General features: G+C 54.6%; 15 protein-coding genes. 6 read left to right on the top strand and 9 right to left on the bottom strand.

Annotated features, from left to right (window positions below):
- Positions 1-39 precede the first annotated feature (39 nt).
- Positions 40-2,406, bottom strand: a complete 2,367-nt coding sequence (locus SH528x_RS13465) for a M56 family metallopeptidase (protein WP_442511035.1) — start codon at positions 2,404-2,406, stop codon at positions 40-42.
- Positions 2,403-2,792 (bottom strand): BlaI/MecI/CopY family transcriptional regulator, encoded by a 390-nt coding sequence (locus SH528x_RS13460; RefSeq protein WP_442511034.1) that lies wholly within the window; start codon positions 2,790-2,792, stop codon positions 2,403-2,405. Before SH528x_RS13460 ends, SH528x_RS13465 begins: the two co-directional genes overlap by 4 nt.
- 208 nt (positions 2,793-3,000) lie before the next feature.
- On the opposite strand from SH528x_RS13460, the gene SH528x_RS13455 reads away from it, so the two are divergent.
- Positions 3,001-3,354, top strand: coding sequence for a hypothetical protein (locus SH528x_RS13455; RefSeq protein WP_442511033.1), 354 nt, complete (start codon positions 3,001-3,003; stop codon positions 3,352-3,354).
- A gap of 123 nt (positions 3,355-3,477) precedes the next feature.
- Here the strand turns inward: SH528x_RS13455 and SH528x_RS13450 are convergent, their stop codons facing one another.
- Positions 3,478-3,678: a hypothetical protein gene (locus tag SH528x_RS13450; RefSeq protein WP_442511032.1), complete on the bottom strand. Its 201-nt coding sequence runs from the start codon at positions 3,676-3,678 to the stop codon at positions 3,478-3,480.
- Positions 3,679-3,846: 168 nt separating this feature from the next.
- Between SH528x_RS13450 and SH528x_RS13445 the strand changes: the two genes are divergently transcribed.
- Positions 3,847-4,110, top strand: a complete 264-nt coding sequence (locus SH528x_RS13445) for a hypothetical protein (protein WP_442511031.1) — start codon at positions 3,847-3,849, stop codon at positions 4,108-4,110.
- Positions 4,111-4,369: 259 nt separating this feature from the next.
- Here the strand turns inward: SH528x_RS13445 and SH528x_RS13440 are convergent, their stop codons facing one another.
- The 6 genes from SH528x_RS13440 to SH528x_RS13415 all read right to left on the bottom strand — a co-directional run bounded on the left by SH528x_RS13440 (position 4,370) and on the right by SH528x_RS13415 (position 14,877).
- On the bottom strand, positions 4,370-5,524 hold the full coding sequence (locus SH528x_RS13440) for a serine hydrolase domain-containing protein (RefSeq protein ID WP_442511030.1): 1,155 nt from the start codon (positions 5,522-5,524) through the stop codon (positions 4,370-4,372).
- A gap of 90 nt (positions 5,525-5,614) precedes the next feature.
- A complete protein-coding gene (locus tag SH528x_RS13435) occupies positions 5,615-6,835 on the bottom strand; it encodes a type II secretion system F family protein (protein ID WP_442511029.1) in 1,221 nt (406 codons plus the stop codon).
- 203 nt (positions 6,836-7,038) lie between these two features.
- Positions 7,039-8,733: a GspE/PulE family protein gene (locus tag SH528x_RS13430; protein ID WP_442511028.1), complete on the bottom strand. Its 1,695-nt coding sequence runs from the start codon at positions 8,731-8,733 to the stop codon at positions 7,039-7,041.
- Positions 8,734-8,898: 165 nt separating this feature from the next.
- Complete coding sequence (locus tag SH528x_RS13425; protein ID WP_442511027.1) at positions 8,899-11,991, bottom strand: secretin N-terminal domain-containing protein; 3,093 nt, start codon at positions 11,989-11,991, stop codon at positions 8,899-8,901.
- 695 nt (positions 11,992-12,686) lie between these two features.
- Positions 12,687-13,970 (bottom strand): 6-phosphofructokinase, encoded by a 1,284-nt coding sequence (locus SH528x_RS13420; protein WP_442511026.1) that lies wholly within the window; start codon positions 13,968-13,970, stop codon positions 12,687-12,689.
- Positions 13,971-14,250: 280 nt separating this feature from the next.
- Positions 14,251-14,877 (bottom strand): TerB family tellurite resistance protein, encoded by a 627-nt coding sequence (locus SH528x_RS13415; RefSeq protein ID WP_442511025.1) that lies wholly within the window; start codon positions 14,875-14,877, stop codon positions 14,251-14,253.
- Between the two features lie 237 nt (positions 14,878-15,114).
- Between SH528x_RS13415 and SH528x_RS13410 the strand changes: the two genes are divergently transcribed.
- From SH528x_RS13410 to SH528x_RS13395, 4 genes are all read left to right on the top strand, one after another.
- Entirely contained in the window at positions 15,115-17,070 is a 1,956-nt protein-coding gene (locus SH528x_RS13410) for a flagellin N-terminal helical domain-containing protein (RefSeq protein WP_442511024.1), read from the top strand.
- Between the two features lie 113 nt (positions 17,071-17,183).
- Positions 17,184-17,660 (top strand): flagellar assembly protein FliW, encoded by a 477-nt coding sequence (gene fliW, locus SH528x_RS13405; protein WP_442511023.1) that lies wholly within the window; start codon positions 17,184-17,186, stop codon positions 17,658-17,660.
- 467 nt (positions 17,661-18,127) lie between these two features.
- Positions 18,128-19,582, top strand: a complete 1,455-nt coding sequence (gene zwf / locus SH528x_RS13400; protein ID WP_442511022.1) for a glucose-6-phosphate dehydrogenase — start codon at positions 18,128-18,130, stop codon at positions 19,580-19,582.
- A 469-nt stretch (positions 19,583-20,051) separates the two neighbouring features.
- Positions 20,052-20,756 carry a ribonuclease HI gene (locus SH528x_RS13395; protein WP_442512126.1) on the top strand — a complete coding sequence of 235 codons (705 nt, stop codon included), beginning with the start codon at positions 20,052-20,054 and terminating at the stop codon, positions 20,754-20,756.
- The last annotated feature ends 154 nt before the right edge of the window (positions 20,757-20,910 follow it).

Below are 20,910 nucleotides of genomic sequence, written 5' to 3'. Positions count from 1 at the left end.
GTCGTGTCGATGAGCTTGCAACTGGTGATACTTACTTCGCTACCGGTCAACTTCTGTCTCTGGCACGAATTCTGTCTCAGGCACGAATCCTTTCAAGAATCCGTCGTCCGAGATCAATCGTGTCCGGATCATGAAGACCTGCCCCATCCCCGAGTCACGCTTGGCGTTCTCGCTATCCGACTCCTCTGCATACGGTTTTGGCGAAAATACCAGCAAAGCTTCCGATTCGTTCAATACGCTTTCAACGGCGATCGAATCTGACTTGACCGTTGGCACTTGGATGGTCACTCGTCCCTCCAGATTGTTGCCGCGTCCATTTGGGAGGCTCGCAAGCTTCACATCATCGATGCTCGCTTGGGTAAAAACCATTTGCAAATTCACTTCATCGTCCGCAGAAACCGTTGTTTTCACCAAGAATTTCCAACCGTCTTCAAACACGGAAATCTTCGGTTGCAACGCGGTAGCATTGTCGCCAGCAATCTGCAACACATCGGTGACAAATGGACGCTGTACAGCATCGCTGATCATTGCACACTGACCGTTGAACATTGTGATCTTCGGAGCTTGCATGATGTTTGACCGATTATCTTTTTGCACCTGGCGAATGAAGCGTTCACTTTGCAGGCTACTGATCTTGGCAGCACGAATGGGAACAGAAACGGATTGCTCGATGCTATAGTCTTCATTTCTCGTCGGCGGCGAACCCAGTGCATTGAGCGAGAGTGTCGCTGCTGCCCAGTGTTCTGGGTCGTCCAAAACGGGTGCGTGATCAAGCTGGGCGAAGCGAACTGTCGACTCTGACGCTGACCAATCAAATTGATCCAGCAGCCGGATATTTGTGTCGATGACTTTCAGTTCGGTGACGACCTGCCACAGACCCGACTGTTCGAATGCCGATAGCATTTGCTTCATCAACGCCTCTTGCTGCTTCGTCACCTCGACAGTCATGACGCCGTCGATGATTTTTGTCTCTGCACGCTTCTCTGCGGTCACCAGGTAGGATGCGAAGTAGGCCGCGACAAATTTTTCCGCATCAATCCCTGATTGAAGTTCCTTCGCTTTTTGCAATGCTTTCTCGACATTGATGGAAACAACTCGCATATCATTCTTGGGCGGATTCTGGTTCAAGTGATTGGGACGCTTCCAATCATCTCCAGCCAACGCAACTTTAAGATTTGGCACCGGTCGTGGTGCCACCACAGGCTTTTCGATCAGCTTGGCGTCTGTCAATCCACAGACGGCGACCATGCCGATCGCGGGTACTGCCACCAAGCCTCGGAGCCAGCTTCGTCTCTGAACAGGGGCGCCCAATGATTCGATTCGTTGTTGGAGACCTTTCGGTGCGGCCATCGCGAGTAGCCCGATCGTCGACCGCCTGCGCGGCGAAGGTTGGCCGGCAGCGAATCGAAGCAGGAGTTCGCCATATTCGCGAACCTGCGTTTCATTCAAGTCGAGCGTCGCAAGTTCATCGGCAGCTCGCTCCATGCTGTGTTGTAGCTTGGTGACCGCGATCCAAGACAACGGGTTGAACCAATGAACGGATCTGGCCAAGGACGCAATCGACAGCAACAAGCCGTCGCGTCCCTTGACGTGAGCGACCTCGTGACGAAACACCCATTCGAGCTGCTCTGTTGTCAGCTGTTCTCGCCAGCCGTCTGGGAGGCATATGATCGGACGAAACAGACCAAACATGGCGGGGGCGTGCAGCGACAAGACTTCTTTGAGCTTCGGACGTCGTCCTACACCAAGCTCATCGCAGACCCGTAGTAAGCAATCAATGGTCGCTCGATCGGTCACCGACGGCAGTGACTGCAATTTCCAAGCGAAACGAACATGTGACATGACGCTGCGCAAGATCATCACAATCGCCATGGCTGGCAGGCTAAGGACGACCAAGCAGGAAACAAGTACCAGAAAGGGTTCCATCTTTTCAAACCAGGACTCCCCAGCGTCCACTTGATGGAATTGTTGCATCGATGCGGTCGACGTTTGCAAAGCCAAATCCTCCGCAGTGATCTTCGCCACATAGGCATCCGCCGCAGCCTGCTCCTCCGGCGTGGCATCGGCTGGCAGAAGTGCGACCGTCACGGATTTCCCATCATCGTCTCGGTAGGTAAAGGTCTCGTATCCGCTCGATTCCGATTGGACTTCTTTGTTGCCCGAAATCAGCGTTTGTGCGGCTTGGTCAGCGACGGAACTGATCGCAACTGTCGATTCGACAGAGAAAGGCAGCAACAACCGAGCAATCACGATCAGCCAAAGCCAGCACAGGTAGCGCGCGGGCAGTCGTTTGCGGAGCACAAGTGCCAAGACGGCAACGACAGCAAAAACGGGCAACGCGCGCCAGCCTGCTAGAAATGCGAGATAGATCACGTCGACACACTGTTCACCAACTTGGTCAATCATTCCTTTGATCCTTTGTCTCGAGAATTCTTCGATTTGTTATCCAGAAGTTCACGCAACTGAGCCAATTCGTCATCGCTCAGCTTGGAGGTTTTCACCAGATGCAACAGAGCCGGTGCCGCATCGCCTCCGAAGACGACGTTCAGGAAGGAGCGACTCGCCTTCCGAACGCAGGCACTGCGTCGCACGGCGGCGGTGTAGCGGTATTTCTTTCCGATTTGCTCAGTGGTCAAAACGCCCTTTTTCACCAGACGGTGAAGCATAGTTTTGACAGTCGCGTCCGACCAACCGTTGTCGGATCCGAGTGCCGCGATCACATCGCTTGCCTCCGTTGGCGCGGAATCCCAAATGAGATTCATCACGATCCATTCCGCGTCTGATAGCTGCATGAGTCTTTCCTTTTCTGATGACAGATGTAAACAGTTTACACTCGTAATCGGTAACGCCACAAGATCAGTTCATCGTCCATGAATGAGTCGCGTCTTCGGAACCACTCGGAACGGTCGAGAAACCAACATTCAACCGTTGGTCGATCGCCATTGAGATAATGTAGACTACCGATCCACACTGGTTGTGGAGCAGGAATTACGATCTTCAATGATTCACGTGTCAAAGGTACAGGAGCAAGAATTGACAAAACGAGAGATTGACCAAAAGGCGGCAATCATGATTGTCATCGAACACTTTGGCGACATTGCGCCCGGCACGAAGTGTTCGGCGGTGTTCTTCGATACGGAAAGAATTCGCAGGGAAAAGGAGTTCTACGCGAAGCTATACAGCGAGAACGGCGTGCAAGATCTGTATATCCTCCGAGCGATGGTAGCGGCGAACGTGCCTGACGATCCCTACTGGCTGGTCTCCCTGAAAACCGGCGATGGTGCGTTAGGAAACGTCACTCGCCTCCACCGAGTGGACGACCGAACGGGAAAGATACTTCCAGATCCGGCGTAGGAATTTGAAAAGGAGGCGTCCGGCAATGATCGGCTCCACGGCCCAGCGGATCAACTCTACCAACTCGTCATCCATGAGCTGCTAGCCATCAGGGATGTCCAGCACATGCACAGGCGTGAATTTTTACTCGCCAAGAAAGTCGGCCAAGACCCGCTGAGGATGTTTGTCATCCATCAGCAGGATCACGTCTGCCCAAACGATGTCCGCAGACCGAATCGTTTGCAACGCCGCCCGCGCCGTGCCTTGCGAACGAACCGAAACGCGATCAACAACGCATACCAACCAAGGAAAGATTTGAGCAACGGATCGCTTTTCGTGGCTCAATAGCCCTATCGTCTTGCCCAACCCGTCTAGCACGTACGGGCATTAGCCGCCTCAGGCGCCGATGAGTTTTTGATTCCGTCGCTTTCCCCGGTTGGATTAACCCCAGCGGTCGGCGGAACATTTGAAGGCTTCATACTCAACATCTTAGCAGGACAAGTTAATCGCAAGATGAGCCGACGACTCAAATCGCTTGAATCCGAACTTGGCATTACCATCCATCCACTCGACACCTACACTTTGACTTTCCTTGGAACGATCTTTCCACGGCTATTTGGCCTTACAAATACCACCGACGCAGCCCTCGCCGACATCCAGGCAGGCTTGATCTCTCCGGCGGAAGGCGAAACCTATCTTTACTGGGACATCATTCATCCCACCAGTGTCGTTCATGAAACGATTGCGACGGCCGCCATCCAAGTTCTTGCGGAATAGTGCATCTGTGGAATTGGCTTCTCGAATGCCATAACTCGCAACTTCACCTTCCCCAAAAGCTTTAGCTTTTTAAAAGTGAGCCGACGGCATTAGCCGCGGGCATGATTGCCACAAAATTCAAGGGCCCGCGGCTAGCGCCGTCGGCTCACAGGATGACCTGCTTAGCAACATGCATGGTTGCTGCTGCGGGCGTTAATCGAGTCCATGATATTTCGCAACTCCGCGTTCAAAAGTCCCGAATCAGTATTTCAGTGGCTTGCTACTTCACCGCGTCGGCAGCGATCGTACCGATTTCCCCGGCCAGTGCATTGACGCTGCCTTTGCCATCGGGGTGAACGCGATTGCTCAAGAAGATCACATAGAGTTTCAGTTCGGGATCGATCCACATCGCGGTTCCGGTGAATCCACCATGGCCGAACGCGGCGGCCGACATCGTCTTGCCCCGGTTGGATGAGTATCCGGATTGCTTGTCCCAGCCAAGACCACGCAAGGCATCGCCGGGCACAGAGTACGACGCGGTCATCGCAGTAAACGTTTTCTCCGAGACGATCGTGGCGTCATCAAGACTTCCTCGATTGCACATCGCGGTTGCATAAACGGCCAAATCCGCAGCGGTGCTAAATAGTCCCGCATGTCCGGCGACACCGCCCAGAGCGTAGGCTCGCGGATCGTGCACTTCGCCTTGCATCCAGTGTCCGCCTCGTTGCTCCGTCGTGGCAGCACGCTGCTGCAGTGACGTTGCCGGTTTGTAGCCCGTTTCTTTCATCCCCAGCGGAGCGAAGATGGTTTGTTGCGAATACGCGTTCAGGTCCATACCGGTTTTGCGACGCACCATTTCTCCCAACACGATGAATCCAACGTCGGAGTAGCGAAACTTTGATTCAGGCGTGTAGTTCAGACCTAGGTTCATGACATTTCGCATCGCGGCTTCGGGCGAGTCGACGTAATCGGACATCGCGTTGTCAGGAGTCAGCCCGCTAGTGTGTAACAGCAACTGCTTGATCGTGATCTCTTCCTTGCCGTCGTTGCCAAACTCGGGCAAATGTTTTGAAACAGCATCATTAAGATCGACCAAGCCTTTATCAACAAGTGTCATCACGCTGGTGGCAGTCGCGATCGGTTTGGTTAACGAGGCTAGATCAAACACGGTGTCGACGGTCATTGGAATCGGTGTCGGTTCGAGTTGCCGATGTCCGTAGGCGCGTTGAAACACCACATTGCCTTGATAGCCGATTGTGACCACGGCGCCGGGAAGTTTATGTTGTTGGATCGCTCGATTGACCAAGTAATCAATCGAATCGAAGGTGTCCGTTTTCAGCGTGGAAAGTGGCGCTGGCCCCGGCTCCGACGCAAACGCCGGCATTCCAAGCAACATGATGGCCAAACCAACGTACCGGCAAGCGATTGTTTTCATCGTAAAACCAGGAGGGGCTAGTGTCGATGTGGCGATGCCGACGTGTTCGGAGCATCGCCGCTCAACAGGCGGGGGGAGTCGAAGGTGGGACTACAGCGTCGTACTGCTCTTCAAAACAGGGACGAGCAACGCCATGACGACGGCAAGTACCAAAACGGCCATGACCAGCAACATCAGCGGTTCGAGCAAGCGGACAAACAAATCAAGCCGTCGAAACGTTCGTTTTTCAAGTGAATCCGCGATCTCGGGCAGAACTCGGTCCAGCGAATTACTTTCTTCGCCGACGCTAATCATCTCGGTCACGCTGACGGGCATATAGCCGGACGCCCGAAGCGGCGACGCCAGACTTTCCCCGCTGCGGATGTTTTCGGTTGCGTTGGCAATCGATTTACTCAACAAACGGTTGCCGGTTGCACTGCGGCTAATTTCCAGTGACCTCAGGATCGGAACGCCGTTACCGAGCAACGTTCCGAGCACGCGGCAGAAGCGAGCGACGGCAAGGTTCATCAAGATGTCGCCGAGCACGGGGATTTTTAGTTTGATGCGGTCGGCCCACTCTTGACCCGATTCGCTGTCGAGTTTGATTTTGATTAAGACCAAAAGGACTACCATCACGAGCAGGAACAACCAACCCCATTGTTGTAGGAATTGGCTGAAGCTTAGCAAAGCTTCGGTTGCCCACGGCATTTCGCCTTTGCGTCGCAGCCGATCAAACAGCATATCAAACTTCGGGACGAAGAAGACCAGCAGTGCGACGATCACCACGGTGCCGACGGAAAACAGGAAGACGGGATAGGCCATCGCGCTGACCGTGCGGCCTTTGAGGTCTTCTTGCAGTTCGGTGAACGTGCCAACGCGATCAAGTGCATCTTCCAGGAACCCACCTTCGGCCCCGGCACGCACCATGTTGGTTCCCATGTCGCTGAAAACGCCTGGATAGCGAGACATCGTTTGGCCGAGCGTTTCGCCTTCTTCGACTCGTTCGCGTACGTCCTGCAAGACCTCTTTCAATATGGCGTTTGAGGTTTGCGAGCCGAGCACGTTCAGCGAACGAATCATCGGTACGCCACTGCGCAGCAGCGAGGCAAGTTGACTGTAGAAGACCGCCATTGTTTGTCCGTTCACCTTTTGACGGCGATTGAACAAACTACCCAGCGACGGCGATTTTGATTTCGCCACGTCGCTAACTTTGACAGGAAACAAAGACTGTTCGGACAGAATCGAAGTGACTTCGCGCTCCGTTCCCGCTTCGACGGTTCCGTTGACCTGTTTGCCGGTCGAGTCGCGAGCGGTGTAAGCAAAGGTTGGCATTGGGGCGAGGCGATTTAAGAGTTTTTGATAGGAAGCAAACTGGCAGAAGTCATCCGATTTATTAGCCGTTTTGGTGCTAGCCACGGTTCCCACGTTCAACCGGGGCTAGCGCCCAAGCGGCTAATGGGATTTCACCTAATGATTCCTGCTTACCTGCTTTGATCTTCGATTTGAAATGGAAAGGATTGAGTTGCCGGAGGAGACTACGCGATTGCTTCGCCCTTGGTGACGCGAAGCACTTCATCCACGCTGGTTTGACCCGCGATGACTTTGTCCCAGGCGTCCATTCGCAGCGTACGCATGCCGTTTTTGACCGCTTCTTTGCGGATATCCCAGCTGCTGGCGCGGTCTTGAGCGAGTTGGCGAATCGTGTCCGAGGTCACCAGTAATTCGTAAATCCCCATACGTCCGGAATAGCCAACGTGGCGACATTCGCGACAACCGACGCTGCGGTACAGTACTGCGTCGCTAACGCGATCCCAGGGAAAATCGCTAGGCACTTCAGACTTAGCATCGGTCATCGGTTGCTTGCAATGTTTACACAAGCGACGCACCAGTCGCTGTGCCAATACCGCTTCGACGGTTCCTGCGACCAAGAACGGTTCGACGCCCATGTCGCCCATACGAGTGAACGCTCCGGCGGCATCGTTTGTATGTAGCGTGCTGAACACCAAGTGACCCGTTAGCGATGCTTGGATCGCGTTTTCAGCGGTCTCAAGGTCACGAATTTCTCCGACGAGTACGACGTCAGGGTCATGACGCAGGATACTGCGAAGTGAAGCGGCAAAAGTCAATCCGATTTTTGGATGGACTTGGATTTGGTTGATGCCATCGAGCTGATACTCGACTGGATCTTCGGTCGTGATGATCTTAGTTTCGGGGCTGCGGATTTGCAGCAAACTGCTGTACAGCGTCGTCGTTTTTCCCGACCCGGTGGGTCCGGTGACAAGCACGATCCCGTGAGGATATTCGATGATCTTGCTAAACGTTTCGTAGATCGCGGGGTTCATCCCCAAGCCTTCGAGGTTGAACACCATCGACGACTTGTCCAACACACGCATGACCAGGCCTTCGCCGTGGATCATCGGGATCACGCTGAGCCGGATATCCACCTCGCGGCCGTGGACTCGCAATTTGATGCGTCCGTCTTGCGGCAATCGTTTCTCGGCAATGTTCATCCGAGCCATGATTTTCAGACGGCTGATAATGGCCGCTTGGAATCGATTGATCTCGGGTGGAGCGGGTTGCGGATGCAGGATACCGTCAATGCGATAGCGGATTTGCAGCCCGTCGGATTGGCTTTCGATGTGAACATCGCTAGCACGCGTCTCGATCGCTTCGAGCAGAATTTCGTTGACCAGTCGAACCACTGACGCTTCTTGCGCCATTTCGCTCAATTCGCTGCCGTCGGATTCAAACGCGTCGAGCAATTCGACGTCGTCATCATCCTTCGCCGCCATCAGTCCTTCGACCGTTTCGCTACCGACGCCGAGGTGCTGTTTGACCAATCGTGCGATTTCGGCGCGTTCGGCGACTACCGGAATAATGTTTTTGCCGGTCGCCGCACTCGCTTCGTCCAACGGATACAGATCGAGCGGATCCGACGTCGCGACGACGATCGAACCGTCCTGGAATCCAATCGGAAACAGCGATTGCCGGTAGATTAATTTTTGCGGAAAGCCTTCGAGTGCTTTGAGATCGACTTCGGTTTCGCGGAGGTCAACGTAATCGAGCCCCACTTCTTCGGCCAACGCACCCAGCGCGTCACGTTCAGCGATGTAGCCTAACTCGATCGCGGCTTGAACGACACTTGGCGAGTCGCTTTGCCGGCTTTGTTCGAGTTGTTCAGGGGTGAGTAATCCGCGTCGTTTCAGGATTTCACCAGCATGCATGATCATCTTTTCGATCTTTCTAGCAACGTATGGGTTCAAGCGGCGTGAGGGGATGCCGCGATACAATCATCGCTCAGCAGGGGGAGGTCAGCGAATAGTTCAAGTGTAACGCAATTCGCGGAAGAAATCATTTCACAATCCGCGATCGAGTTGGTGAGATTTGGGACGCGATTAGCGACCGCGACCACCGCCGCCCGTAGGACGTCCTCCCCCGGTGGGTCGACCTCCGCCAGTACCGCCACCAAAACCTCCGGTACGCCCACCACCGGTATCGCCACCGCCACGCCCGGTATCGCCGCCGCCACGCATCGAACGAAACATTTCAATTCGGCGTTGGATGTCTTCCGTACTGGGGGTGCCCGCACTGCCGTTGGTCGAGGATGTCGACGATGTGCTGCTAGCTTTTGAATCGGTGGACGGGCTCGCTGTCTTGACGCTCGCTCCGAGAATCGACTCAAGTGCTTGCTTAACAATATCGGCCTTGATGTCACCTTTGAGTGTAACCACTTCGACACGTTCTTCGCTCTGCATGCCTCCTTCGTCCAACGCGAGTACCAATTCACGCACTTGGTTAAAGTCTTGCGGCGTTGCGGTGACGATCAGCGAATTGCTGCGTTCATCCACCGAAACGGTGATCTTGGAAGGTTCGCTTTGGGTTGTCGCACCGCCACTGCCACCGCGTCCGCCACGACCGCCACCACGAAGAGCCGCGATAATGTCTTGCGGGTTAGGTTGTCCTCCGCCACCGCCGCCGCGACTCGAGTCAGCGGCCGCTTTCATTTTGTCGGCGAACACACTTTTGACCACTTCGGCGACACTCTTGGCATCTTGGTAGATGACAGGAATCAAGGCAGGTTTGGCCACGACTTCGACGTCTTCGGGGCTTTCTTGAATATCAAGTTTTCGCAAAATGATTTCGATGGTTTCGAGATCGATCGCGTTGGCTTGAACGATCAGTGCATTCAAGCGAGCGTCGGGAACGATGCTGACCGACCCGGTGCTGGTCAAAATCGATTTTGCGGACGATTCTTCACCGCCACCACCACCGCCGCCCATGCCAAGCAGCCCCATCATTCCGCCACCCAAGCCGCCGAGTGGATCCGCCATCGACGACATGCCGCTGTCGATGCCGCCCAGAATGCTGGCGATCAATTCCGCCGTGGTGTCCGCTTTTGCGTACTTGAGCCAGAAAATGGTCGGCAATTCGGACTGGGCACTGGTGGACGAAGAAAACGATTGCATTAAAGCTTCGAAGGCATCGAGGGCTTCGGTGTCCTCGGATGCGACGATCATTCCCGCAGGTGAGAACTGGATCACGATATCCGCGCCTTGGTATTGAAATCGAACTTCGGGGTTCGCTGCATCTTCGTCGGATAGTCGACTGTCCGTGGATACAGGACTTTCCTGAGCCACATCGTCTTCTTGCGCAACCGGGGTCGCGACAAATTGGTAGTCGGCAGAGAAGCGTGAGCGGACTCCGGTTCGACTGTCGATTGGCAATCGAGGAACTCGGTCTTCCGATGGAGCCGCGTCGAAGCCGGGTTGGTTTCCAGCGGCAGGTTTTTCAGGGTGCACGCGACGTTCAGGCATTTCGTTGCCAGAGGATGACGAGCCCGACGTGCGGATCGTGCGAATATCGTTTTTGCGTCCCAGTGTCGACCAAATGCTCTGAACTTGGCGAAGTGCGTCTTCGGCTGCTTGTCCCGTGTAAGGCAATACGCGTACTTTTTCGCTCATCGAACCGAGTACATCTTCGCCTTCGAGTTCGCCGATCAATCGTTCGATCAATGCGATTTCGTCACTCGTACCGCGAATCCACAAGCGGCCGGTCAGTGGATCGCCATCGACGATAGGACCGCTGCCGCCTTCGGCTGTTACCCCAAAGAATTTGTTGATCGTCAACAGTGCTTGTGCGGGATCGAGACGACGGAGGTTGATGACCTTGAAGTCTTGACCGTTACCTTCGAGTTTTGCAATCGTCGCCGCAATCATCGCCTGAGTTTCAGGGCGGGCAAAGGAAACGATCGCGTTGGTTTTAGGATCGATTGCAATCCGCGCATCGGGAGTTCCCGACAACAATGTTTGCAACACGTCAAAGACCGTTGCGGAATCGGCAGTCTTGACCTTGTGCGTTTCAAAAACGGGCAGCGCCACTTCGGCTTGAGCATTGGGATCGGCTGTGACGAGCGGTTTGTCCGCTTTTTTGACAATACTCTCCAACAAAGCCACTTTGCCAGGCAACCCGGTTGCGTAGATGCGTTCGCCGTAGAGTCCCAAGGAGATACGAATTTCATCGTTGGCGTTTTGGCCGGGATCGAGCCCGATCAAGGGACGTGCGATCTCCAGCACTTCCTCGCTGCCACGATGCTCCAACACAATTTCAACGACGTTGGAATCGGCTTCACGAGCGTTTTCAAGCAGTTGGCGAATCGCCAGCAATTTGCCAACGGTCTCGGTGACTTTGACTTGTCGCGCGCTGTCTAACACGATCGTGCGTCCCCAAGGGCCGACGAGCTGTGCAATCTCTTGGCGTGCTGCGTCCGGCGTCAGACTGCCCAGCGGAAAAACACAGCTGACGATGTCGCTGCGGCTGCGGTCATCCAATTCATCGAGGGTCACCAACTCGGCGACTTCGCTGATCAAGTTAGCGGCGTTTTCGACTTCAAGATCAATCAGCAACAACATGCGACCGCGGCGGACCAATGCATAACCACGGTCGAGCAACAGACGGTTCAAAATATCGAGGCTCTCGGCAGCCGTATAGGAACGACTTGGGTCGATGTAGTTCACCGAACCTGTGGGGAAGCGATCGATTTGCAACGACAGGTCGGCTTGCTCAGCGAACCAATGCAACACGTCCTTCCAGGCTGCGCCCGAGAAGTTAAAGACGAACTTTTCTTGCGATATCCCAGTTGGGTCCGTAGTCACCGCAGGAGCGTCCTGTTTCGCCGCTGGAGCTTCCTGTTTTGCGGCTGGAGCGTCTTCTTTCACCTCAGCAGCGACCGCTGCAGGCGCTGGCGAAGCTGCCGCTTGGACAACCGTTTCAGGATTCGCAGCTTCAACGTCCGCATCGATTGGGACAGGGGGTGCCGAATCGCTTTGTTCGGGAGTTTCCGATTGGGATTGTTCTTGTTTCGATTGGCTGTCTGCAGCAACCGCAGGCACTACGGCTGCGGCCGAACTCGTTTGCTGAGCCGAAACGGGAGCTTGTGAGATGCCAGAGACGGCGAACACGACGGCGATGAGAAGGAGCGAGTATTTCATGCTCGTAAAAACGATTCCGTGGAAGAGGAAGCCATTAATGATAGGGAGCGGGCGTTTTTGGATTCGGCGGCACCCTGCCGTTTTGCCACTTGGCTATGTTAATCACGACTGGCTGAATTCCTCGCATAAAGCCCTCGGCGAATCGCCTAGATTAGAGGATTTATGGCGGGCACACCGAATATGCAGGCAGTCACATCGAACACAGCTGATGCTTTTAACCCCTGCATTAAACAGAAGTTTCTAGCGGAAACGATGAATTTGCCGACTTCCGGCATTACCGAGTTGGTCCCAACGAGCGGGCCGGGACCGCCCAGAAGTTGAGATTTTTCAAGGTCAGGACGCAAAAAAAGCCAACCTCGATCGAGGCTGGCTTTTCGTTGCTCGCATAATCGTAGCGAAACTCGCACGTGAGTTTCGAGGGAGCACCACTTCTGGATGCAGCCAAGCTGGCGAAAGCGTCCGGCAGAAAAGATCACAACCCGACGCGTCAGCGAGGGACAACAAGCTGATCCGATGGCACGACCGGAAGTCCCTCGCGTACGCGTCGGGTTGTAGTGGTGATTGCTCAGCGGCCCTGGGAATAACGAAGTTTCCTGAACCGGCTGCGGTGCCCGACGCGAGGCAGGAGCCTCGAATGCACTGCGTTCCCAGGCGGGAAGCCTGGGAACGAGCGTTTTTGCGGCGGCAAAGCCGTCTTAGTTGTCGATACAGGTTTCCAGGAAACGAGCCAAGCGATGGAAATCGCTGTTTTGCTCGATAAACCGCACCTTGGTGACCAAGGTTTCTGGGTCGACGAGTTGGTTGAACGGGACAAAGTGCAAGTCAAATTGCCCGGAAACCGAGACCATTACGCCATTCAATTTTTCTTCGACCAGTGCACGATAGGCTCCGACACCGAGTTGCGATCCGAGCATGACGTCGTACGCTTGTGGCGGGGCGCAACGGGCTTCGTAACCGAGTTGCAATCCGTTGACCTTGCGGGTCTTGCCCGTTCGTTCGTTGTAGCGCTCACTGATCATTTTCGAAATCAAGGCCGAAAGATTGATCGACGAGATGTTGATATGACCATGGTCATCGCGGCTGACACCATCGAGATATTTCGTGGGCAGGTATTCGGCCATCCCCTCCGCGATCACGATCGTTCCGTATTGGCGACCTTCGCGTTCGCGCGCCAACATCATGTCTACCATGCGATCGATCACGCGATCCAGTGCCATCACTTTTCGTGTTTCACCGGTCTCTTGGTTGACAACCTCTTCCTCTGCCAACGCACCACAAATGTCTTCGACGCTGAGCACCATACTGGCTTCGCCTGCGATCGCGGCACCATAGGCGAGCCATCCTGCGCTACGTCCCATCGCTTCACAAAGGAAGTAAGATCGGCCCGCGGCGGCATCAAAGTTCAAGTTGCGAATTTCTTCGGCCAACGTTTCGACGGCGGTGAAGTAGCCAAACGTGAAATCGATACCCGAGTAATCGTTGTCAATCGTTTTGGGCAAGTGAACGATGGGGAAACGGCGAGCGTCCGCGGGCAAGTTGTCTTGGAACATTTTCAGCTTGTTCGCGGTCTTCAGCGTGTCATCGCCTCCGATCGAAATCAACGCGTCGACTTCCAACGAGCACAAACCTTCGTAAACTCGTCGCAGCGGAGCAACCAGTTCAGGGTCCTTCAAATGCGCCGGCGAGCTGACGTGTTTGCCAGGATTGGTACGCGCGGTGCCGATCATGATCCCGCGGCTGCTGCGAGCGTTGGTCAGCGAATCGTGAGTAAAACGGATGTAGTCCGCCCCCTCCTGCAGCGGTCCGGCCGCGGTGTACTCCGCCAAGCGGCTGTAACCATGTTTGATTCCGAAAACCTGGGAACCTTCTTCGAGAAACGAAAAGGCGGCAGTCGAAATCACGGCATTGGCGGCGGGAGCGGGACCACCCGCAAACAAGATCGCAACGCGTTTAATATCCAAAGAATGTTTGCTGGGCATGGAGTGATTTCGTCAGGTTAAAGAGGAGGTGGGGGAGCCGAGAAAGACCGATTTCTCTCTCTTCGTGCACCAAAGATTTTAGGGATCCCTGAGCGTTCGCCAAGATGGGAGGCCTCGGGCGGGTCGAAGTCAGACACGGGATCGGCTGGTGAGGAAGCGATGCGACCGCTGGATGCCCGATAACGCGGTCGGTTCACGCATTCCTTCTCATTGGCCCTTTGGCGGCCCTGTGGCGTTTTGTCAGCCCCCTTCGACAGCCCAGAACAACACCCGAAATCCACTAAGGCTGCCACTGTAGCGCTTCTTCGATTGACGCTTCGTACTCCATGTCCGTCAATTCGAGGATCTCACGCATATCCGACAAAATCTGCAGTTGTTGCGTTTCCAGCGTCCCTTCGGCTGACGCCGCGAGAAACATCGCCTGCAACGCCCGCATCCGCTGGTCCTGGTTCCAACCTCGCGAGATCGTCAGCACATAGTTTTTCGCCAGCACCTTGTTTTCCAAGGCAATACTGCACAAACGTCCCAATTCTTCGCGGTCCATCGGCCGCTGCAGCAATTGATTTGCGATGACTTGCAGGGCGTCAATCTCCCTCTCTGAGATTTGGCCGTCCGCGAGAACCACCAGCACTGCGGCGCGAATCGCTTCGTCCCGAAACTGGGTTTCGATCGTGGCTTCGTGAGTTTCGCGGTCCATGCTCAACACGCTGATATCCCACGTACTGCGACAACTATCACACTGAACAAATTCTTCTGCAGCACCAATCGGCACCGTTGGGACGAAATAGAGCGTCAAAAACGGTCGCCTTGCTCGCAAACGAAATGGCTGTGGCGTACGACACGTTGGGCAGTAAAAATTGCCTCGGTCCCGCGTCCGCGTCAGGTTCATGGTGCCAATCAGAATCATTTTTTCTCAAACGCAAAGGAAGTAGCGAAAAAACGCGTGCATCACACTGGGTGGTTTAGCGAGATTTTAACATTTAGCTGGCTTTGTGACGGTAACGATAAATCGGATTAGACGGATCGCAACGGATTGACTGGCGGCAATTTGGATCGCGTTCCGAATAAGGACGATAACGAGTGAAGTTACCGGTTTCATTTTACGCTGGAACGTCGAGTGATCGACGCCGCAATTTAGCACATCATGGCAAGTCTTCCCGTCTCGGCAAATCGAACGAGTACGCCGCTGATGAACCAGCGGCTGATGTTCCAGCTAAACTCGGATCAGTTGGCGCTGCAACGTCAATATGACCAATTGGCGACGGGCCGCAGTGTTCTGAAAATCTCGGATGATCCGGCGGCTGCCAACCGGGCACTCGGGTTGAACCGCAGCATTGACCGCGGCAACCAAATGGTTCGTAACGCGAATTCCACGATTGGATATTACGACACAGCCGACTCTGCATTATCGCAAATCAACAACGCGTTGATCACCGCTCGGGCAACAGCGGTTCAGGGCGTCGAAACCGTAAACTCCGATGATGAACGCGAAGCCCTGGCAATCACGATACGAGAAACGATTAACAACGTGTTCACGGCTGGCAACACGATGTTTCGCGACCAGCAACTGCTGGGCGGCATTTTGAACGGTGGAAACGCCTACAATTACTCCGAAAACGACATCGTTTACTCAGGCCGCGATGCGGTGGGCAAAACCATGTTGGGTTCCGGAGAATTAGTGGCTCTAAATGCCACTGCGTCCGAATCACTCGGCACGAATGGCGTTTTCCTGAAGGGCGAACCGTTGGGCGCGGCGTTGGATCACAACACTCGATTGGTCGATATGCGAGGCGGCGAGGGTGTTGGAACGGGCGTGATTCGATTGTCCGATGGCGACAACAGTGTAGAGGTCGATCTCAGCAACGCTTCGACGATTGGCGACGTGGTTGACGTTCTTTCCAAAGTGGAATTAGACGGGCGTCCGCTCGGGATAACCCTCGGCAACGATTCGATCACGCTCAAATATGCGGACGATTTGCCAGGTACGCTGGCGATCGATGATGCCATAGGCAGTACGTTGGCAAGCGATCTTTCAATCTCCAACCCGGGTGGGCTCAAAGCACCGCCGATTATCGGAGATCGATTGACGCCTCGCTTGACAACCGAAACGAAAATCGAGGATTTGGCGTTCGGAGCTGGAGTCGATTTGAGCGGCGGTATCACGATCAAGCAGGGCAGCAAAAGCTTTTCCATTGACCTGTCGGGTGCCGAAAAGATGGGCGACGTGTTGATTGCGATCAACCGCAGTGGGGCCGACGTGCACGCCGAATTGAATCAAACGGATGGCAGCATCCAGTTACGCGCGTTGCGAAGTGGCGTGGACTACTCGATAGGTGAGAATGGCAGCAATGTCGCTCGATCGCTAGGAATCCGTTCGGCGACCGAAAACACCACTCTCGAAGAACTCGGTCGAGGCCGCGGAGTGGTGCTCAACACCCAGAGCGAAGATTTGGTGATCACACGTCCCGATGGTGTCCAGCTGAGCTTGAATCTCGAGAATGCGAAGACGATTGACGACGTCATTAATCTGATTCGCAACCATCCCAACAACCAAGACACCGCTCGCGTACTGGTTGGATTGAACTCGATTGGCAACGGGATTGAATTGCAAGCTCCGCCGGGAGCGAATCCGATGATGATTCGCCAGCCTGAGCTCAGTAACGCTGGCACGCGGCTCGGGCTGATCCCCGAAGGAGAAATCGAAGCGGTTGGAAAAACCGTCGGCAGCGTGAATCAAATCGCTGGCGAAGACTACATGCCACGCGATGCAGGCGGAGCTCTAGATACCTTGCTGCGACTCGAAACGGCCATTCGCGACGGTGATGTCGCCGAAATCGCACGTTTGCAGGTCCGAGTCGACGAGGATTTGGACCGATCCACTCGAACGCAAGGCAAAATCGGCGTCTTGACGCGAAATTTGCAAGACATGAAATCGGCGTCCGAAACCAGCGTGATCCAACTCACCGGCCAACTTTCCAACGAAGTGGACGCGGATTTGGCGACCGTCATCAGCGAATTGAGTCAGCGACAATTGTCGTTAGAAGCATCCATGCGAGTCATCGGACAAACTTCACAAATCACCGTGTTGAACTACTTGTAACGATTTTGACGAATTGTTTCATTTTGACGAGGGTGCCGCCGATAAAGAGATTGGCAGGTCTTACACCGGCCTCTCTGCCACTAGGACCCTTCTGAAATTGGGAAAGAATCGAGATGAGAATCGACACAAATCGCTTTGGCACGTTGCAGATCAACGCGGATGAGTTGTTTCTTTTCCCTCAGGGATTGATCGGCATGGAAACGCTTCGCCAATGGGCGTTGCTTCCCGATCCAGAAAGTGCGTCAGTGGCCTGGCTGCAAAGTGCTTCGCGAGGCGATCGAGCCATTCCGTTGGTCAGCCCGCGAGCGTTTTTCCCGGAATACCGGGTGCACATCAGCCGCCGTGAACTTGGCAGTTTGCACCTGCGAACCGGGTCGGAAATCTATGTGATGACGACCGTTTCGGGACGCGAAGGCAAAATGACCAGCAATCTACGTGCTCCGATCTTGCTGAATTTGGACCACCGACTCGGTTGCCAAGTCATCGCGGATAACGATCTGCCGATCCAGCAGACGCTTCGTATCGCCCCCGCAACGCTCAGAACCCCAACAACCCAGCCAGCCGAAACGCTGCAGCGACGTGCAGCGTAACGTTTGCTACGGTAAGTACCGTGGGAACATTAAGTGACGGTCCTCCGTGGTAGCGGAAGTCGTCAAGACTTTCGTGAATCACGGCACCGTTCGAAACTCGTGACGAGTTCCGCTACGTCAGTAATTGTTCCGACGGTCCTCTGTACCAAATTGCCTAACGCTCGAGTCGTTGGACCTCACGCTGGTTTGCTCGTCGGTGATTGAGCTCACATCGGGGCCAACCCTTTCTTTCTTTTCTGAGAGCTCTCCTCTCAGCCACGCCTGTCGCAATCGGCGTCGGCATTACGCGTCGCTATTCGGCATCGGCATTCGGCATCGGTGTTGATCGTCCAGAGGCGGTACTTGCCCCCTGATCTTCCTGAAGCTCACTTCGTGCCTTAAGCTGTGCTTACCACGTCAACTTTTCGTAGCTTGACGCATGTACCTTTGAGCACCGCAAGAACGGAAACAGCAGGGGAAAACAAAGTATGGCTCACACGATCGTTATATTTGGCGCTTCAGGCGACTTGACCAGCCGAAAACTGATTCCGGCGCTCTACCTGATGTTTAAGAAGGACCGGCTGCCCGAGGGATCTCGGATCGTCGGCGTTTCTCGCAGTCACTTCGAGCATGAAGAGTGGCGTTCGACGCTTCGCGAAACCACGGAACAGTTCGCGGGAGATTCGTTTGATGCCGAAACATGGAATCGGTTCAGCGAGAATGTGTTCTATCAAGCCGGCGACATCAAAGAGGCCGACGATTTCAAGAAGCTCGGTGAGTTTCTAAAGTCGATCGAAACCGAAGCCCACACGGGCCGCGTTTATTATTTGTCGACGATGCCTCAGTTGTACGAGGAAGCGATCAAACAACTCGGTGCAGCGGGGCTGGCCGAAGACAGTGATGGGTTCCGCCGTGTGATCATCGAAAAGCCGTTTGGCACGGATTTGGAAACCGCTCAAAAACTGAACCGTTCGATTCACACCGTTTTTCGCGAAGACCAGATCTATCGCATCGACCATTACTTGGGCAAAGAAACCGTTCAAAACATCTTTGCTCTGCGATTTGCTAACAGCATCTTCGAGCCGATTTGGAATCGAAACTATGTTGACAATATCCAAATTACGGTTGCCGAAGAAGTTGTGATCGGACGTCGTGCGGGATACTACGACACGTCGGGGATTCTGCGAGACATGTTCCAAAATCACATCTTGCAATTGATGATGATTACCGCGATGGAGCCACCGGCGCGATACGACTCGGCACTGGTACGTGACGAGAAGGTCAAGGTGCTGCACAGTGTTCGCCGGATGAGCGGCAGCGACTTCGCAATGAACACGGTCCGCGGGCAATACGAAGGCTACTTGCAAGAAGAAGGAGTGCCCAAGAAAAGCAAAACCGAGACCTTCGCGGCACTGAAGTTGTATTGTGACAATTGGCGTTGGAAGGGCGTGCCGTTCTACTTGCGTAGCGGCAAGGGGATGTCATGTCGCACGACACAAATTGTGATCCAGTTTAAGAATGTGCCGCACATCTTGTTCGGCGAAAAGACTCGCTCGCCCTTGGGGAACCGTTTGGTAATTCAGGTGCAACCGGCCGAAGGGATTCAATTGCACTTTGAAACCAAGGTACCCGATTCGGAAATGAAAACGCGAACGAGCACATTGGACTTTAGTTTTCGCCAAGCCCCAGGCGGAACATCGATGCCCGATGCATATCAACGTTTGTTGCTCGATTCGCTCACCGGCGACGCCAGTTTGTTTGCCCGCAGTGACGAAGTCGAATTGGCGTGGGGCATTATCGATCCAATCATCGAAGCTTGGAAAAGTCCCGCGGCGCCCGATTTGTTCCCGTATACACCGGGACTTTGGGGCCCCGCCGAAGCCGGCGAGTGGATGCACCGTCAGAAACGCGAATGGTTCGACGTCTGCCCCGTGCTGTCCTAAACCCACACGACCCACACCAACAGAAACGGGCCCCTCCCGGCCCGTTTCTGTTCTTACTCCCTTACTCCCTTACTCCCTTACTCCCTTACTCCCTTACTCCCTTACTCCCTTACTCCCTTACTCCCTTACTCCCTTACTCCCTTACTCCCAGCTCCCAGCTCCTTACTCCCAGCTCCCAAAACACCCGCTCTCCTCTTTTCTCTACCGGTTACCACGGTCGCACGCTTTGTAGCGCCGTGTCTTAAACCAGGTTGACTTTTTCTAGCAGTCAAGGTTTGGCGACTAGGTCGAGTTTGCCGAACCGACATGTACACCCCGTTGTTCTTTGGCATCGATTCGTAGCGATGTTGGCACGTTCAACGCTTGGGTGCGCTTGATGGATCGAAACTCCCAATTCGTCGGGTTTGGAATGATCAAGGCATGATCGCTCCTAACCCTATGACCCATCCTGTTGGAAAACACAGTCGTGATGCTTCAATCAATTGATGCGACGTCGCCGATCGTTGTGCCTAGCACAGCCGCGGGCGTCGCCAAAGAGATGTCGCCCAGTGATGGCAACGTCGACATACCTAGTGACAACATCGTTTCGGAATACTTGCTCGTCTGTGAAGCGCGTTCGTCGACGCTCTTCGATGGCTTCTGGCAATTTTCGCTAGAAACCGCGGGCGGCGAGCCTGTTTTTTCGGCGCAAGACAACGAGGTCGGTGACTTGAACCGACTCACGTTGCTGGCGGCCGTTCGTGGACTCGAGGCGATCGAGGGTGCCTCAACGGTAACGTTGATCAGCAACAACCGATATCTGATTCGCTCACTCGCCGATTCGCTACCGCGTTGGCGTGAGAACAATTTTGTGTGGGAGCATTTTGGACGTCGTATTGATGTTCAGCATGCGGACCTGTGGCGACGAATCGATCGAGCACTGCAGATTCATCGAGTCGAAGCGTGTTTGGTTTCTTCGCGGCTTGTCAGTCCTGAGCGTCGTTCGCCCGAGAGCAATGCGAGTACGGACGGAGTTCAATTGCGAGTCGACTCGGCACACGCGTCGGCGGCCCCGGCACCGCGAATCAAGGCCCCCAATGATCGGCTTCGCCAATGGCTACTTGGCGGTGGCGCGTCGTCGGGTAGTGCACCGGCACGTCGGCGAATTCGCTCCGCAGATTTGCTCGATTCCTAGTTGCGTGGCTTCTCTTTGCAAAACCATGCAAAGGGGGACGCCAACACAATACGTTCGGCTTGGCGACCACGGCTGGCTCGCCAAGCCTTGTCCTATGGGGCTCTCGTCACAGACGAAAAACAACCTCATTCACATAAACAACTAACCGTTCATC

The sequence above is a fragment of the Novipirellula methanifontis genome (assembly GCF_052161655.1).
In the GTDB taxonomy this organism is placed as follows: Bacteria; Planctomycetota; Planctomycetia; order Pirellulales; family Pirellulaceae; genus Novipirellula.
Note: the sequence above shows the minus strand (reverse complement) of the source record. Positions and strands in the feature narration are given on the sequence as shown.